Genomic DNA, 3606 nt, shown 5'->3' on the forward strand with positions numbered 1-3606 from the left:
AGGTCGATAAACCTAGTTTAATAGGTCGATAAACCTAGTTTAATAGGAGCTATAACGCTTTCTACACAAGGCTTTCAGCTTACCTAAAAGCATTTAAAAACTTTAAAATAATTAAAAGCCAAGGGAATGAAAAATTGCCCTTGGTTTTCGCTTCGTTTCACTCGCTCAAACTCTATTGAATCTCGCTTTCGCTCGATTCGTTGGGGCAATTTTTTGCAAATACTTTCTAAAATTATGTAAAAAGCAAAAGCGGCTATGACTTCGCTTCGCTCAGAAGTTTTTTTGCTCGCTTCGCTCGATCTAGGTGCAAATATTTACATGTGATTTACGCTTATTTAGGCTTCACAGCCTAAAAAGCTGTTTTTCAGGGAGTCTAGACGCGACTTTTTAGTGTTCGCTCGTAGACACTCGCTCTGATATAACGATTAGAGGCAAAAAATAGGGGATAGGCGCGTTTTTTCACTGATTACCAAGATTACCTATATCAAATAGAGAAAACGGCTTAAAACGCAAATCAGCGCAAAATGGAAAGCAGTTTATAGTCGTACTCAGGACTTTGATCTCAGTTATTTATGTGTGATGAGGGACACACAGATTTTTAATTTCGTTCAGCAGAATCGGCTGCGTCAGGATTTTTTAAGTGAGGTCCCCACTAACCGTTTTTAAAAAGTCGGATCAAAGACTTTGATTTGACTTGTTTTCTCAAGGTTCTTGGAATTTCTGGATCCGATGCCACTCGAATCTGATCTTCTAGGTCGATTTTTACAAATGTGGCTGGAGGGTTTAGACCGCCAAGTCTATGAAGTTGCCAAACTTCATCCTCAAACCACATTCTTCCAATTCTCTTACACACTCCAACTTAATGGCGTGTCCTTTCGTTACTCATTTCAACGCTCGCCTTTCACTCGAATTGAAATGCTTCCTTTGCCATTACAGCAAAGCCCTACTAAGTCACTCTCCCACAGTTCTGTTTTCGGAAGTTGCCTCCGATTGAATAAAGACCTCTTCAAATTAAAGAGAAATCTTTAAGCAATACGGCTTCGTCATTAAACAAAACTGCTTCCCAAGTTAGTATTAAAACAGTTGTTTTCAGTTGCCTGAAAACTGGCAGAACCCGTGCCGATCTCCTACATACAACACCTACATTCCTATCTCCCCCGATCGCAGTTCCAAGTCGTATCAGGTTTATACAATGCAATATGTAGTTAATAATCATCCACGTTCACGCCTTACCCATATCGACATACACAGCCTAAAAAGCACCATGTTGACGACCTTACAGGCTTGAGCTATCCATTGATCTCGACAGCAAAACAGAATGTCTTCCGACAAATTCACTGTTCCACCTAAAATCGAGTACCGATTGCGCCAGCTTTCGCCTTGCAACCCTGACATCTCACGATGCCCTCAAAAGCCCACCTGTGGGTATAACCTACGCCCTTATCTTTATTTTTGTTTTTGACTTGAAGCGTCTGGTTATCAGCTATTCACGAGGTTACTCATTCCTTGAGTCCTCTGACTGTCTGTTTTAATACAGGGTTTCGGCCCTTTCAGCCTAGGAGGGAAGTTACTCCCACCGCCACGTCACCGTGATCCCGTGTCCTTGTCGCCCAACTGACCTCCACCTTGGGAGTGGAGGGTGTTCATTCATCAAAATGAGTGAACAGGTAGAAAGCGGGAGTCACACCCGCCAGCCCCTAGTGTAGCCGCGCCAGCTAGAGTTTCCTCACGCACGCAGCTTCACCACTAAAGCTTCTCAAAGACTGGCAATCCTCAAGAAGGGGGAGTGTGTCTGATTCATGGGTAGGCAACCCAGGAACCAAACAGAAAAGAATTGGCTCATGGATTGGCAGTCCACGCAAAAAATCAAAGACCCTAAAAGCGTTATATTTGATCAAGTTGCGGTCGTCAAGCCTATTTCGGGGAACTGCTATTTATAGAATCTCCGAAGGTGATTCGCAATCATTCCTAAAGTCTCAAAAATGCAATTTTTGATACTTTAGAAATTCCTTATAGAATTTTCACTAAATATCTTTTATAAATCTCTTATAGAATCACTTTATTAAAATCACTTTAAGAGTAATAAAAAATGATTTATTACAGCTACTTTCCCAAAGACTTTACAAAAAATGTCATGGGAATGATGACAAACGAATATGATCTTGTTTCTAAGAAATTTAGGTTCAATACGAATAATAATGAAGCAACTCATATGATTGCTAAATGGATTGAACGTTATCATTTACTGGAAACAGCTCAGCAAACCTATCGGAGAAGATTGAACAGTGAGCCGGTTTTTAGCTTGCTAGTTAATTTCAGTTATAGTTATTTACCAGGGCTGAGTGAAAATGAGTGTTGGGAAAAAATTGCTAAAAATGAACCTGGTTTTTTAGTGCAAGTAGAGGCTTACCTGTTTTGTCGAACCAGTGATGCTTTCTTATTTGATGAAAAAACTCAAAAGGTTTTGAATAAAAAAGACAAACAAGATTTAGTGAAGATTAACCGTAGAATCTTTGAGATTTGTCCAAGTGCAGAATCTTTTAATTATATCGGCGATGTTGATCCAATCCGCTCTGGTAAATATGAATTGGTACGTCTGACCAAGCCGAAAAAAAGTATTAAAGAGCTTCAAGCCAAGAATTGGACCAACGAAAAACACGCTACAGACTGGACCTGGCGTCTGACTGATAAAGCCTATAAGGAACAACTAGAACAAGGGAAAAGGGTCGTTTTACGGTTTCAGAGCCTGATTGAAAAAAATGCCAGTCTGGATGAGAAGAAAGCCTATTTTGAACGCCATTTCCGGGCCTTGGAGGGCTATTTAGGCTACCGTGGGGTACGTCAGCAGATTGGGAATTTGTATCATCTGGAAAAACGCTTATTCAACGATAAGTATAATCATCCCTGGTTTGATCATGGAGCCAGGACATTAAAGCTTTCATATATTAAAAAGATTAAAAATATGATTGCCAACAATACACCGTATCAAGAAGCAGAAGCTCATTTTAGGAGTGTATTAACGGAAGATCTCAACAAAAAATACGAAAAATGGAAGGCGAAGTCCAATAAAATCGAGGTATAGGATGTTTTTTCAATCACACATCATAGCTACCTTGAAGCAGAAAAGAAGCTACTATGTGTGTTGCATAATGCCTCACATGCGAAATGTCTTTAGCTACCCGACTTAGAATATGATTTAGGTTGGCTTTACTCAGGATTACGTCAATGTCAGCAGTAAATCTAATTAATGAAAATGACGATGAGAGAGAAATTGCTTCTCAGGCAGCTTGTGCACTTCGAGAAAGCTTTATTATCGCAGCTCAAAGTGGATCAGTTATGTATGTTGAAAATGATCATTTAATGAGTAAAACGCCGAATCGAACCCCAATTGTGATTAAACGTTTGGAAGGCCAGAATCCTGACCTTGCTCGACGCTTTGCTGGTCATGGAACTTTTAAAATTAAAAAACGTAAAGTAAGCCAGGATTAAAGCTAAATGGGGCTTACACTCGATGTTATTCCTAAGTAGAAATGTCCTACCTAATAACCAAATAGAAATGTCCTATATGGACAATTCCAAGTCAAGCACAGGATTTAGATTTCGTTC

The 3606-nt window shown here is 39.8% G+C and carries 2 protein-coding genes; both read left to right on the forward strand.

The features are described 5' to 3' along the window. The first annotated feature begins 2089 nt into the window (after window positions 1-2089). On the forward strand, window positions 2090-3082 hold the full coding sequence (locus P253_RS04725) for a hypothetical protein (RefSeq protein WP_016659736.1): 993 nt from the start codon (window positions 2090-2092) through the stop codon (window positions 3080-3082). A gap of 143 nt (window positions 3083-3225) precedes the next feature. Next, the gene (locus P253_RS04730; protein WP_016659735.1) at window positions 3226-3489 is read left to right on the forward strand and encodes a hypothetical protein; all 264 of its coding nucleotides are present in this window, start codon (window positions 3226-3228) and stop codon (window positions 3487-3489) included. Window positions 3490-3606 lie beyond the last annotated feature (117 nt).

Source organism: Acinetobacter indicus CIP 110367, from assembly GCF_000488255.1.
In the GTDB taxonomy this organism is placed as follows: Bacteria; Pseudomonadota; Gammaproteobacteria; order Pseudomonadales; family Moraxellaceae; genus Acinetobacter; species Acinetobacter indicus.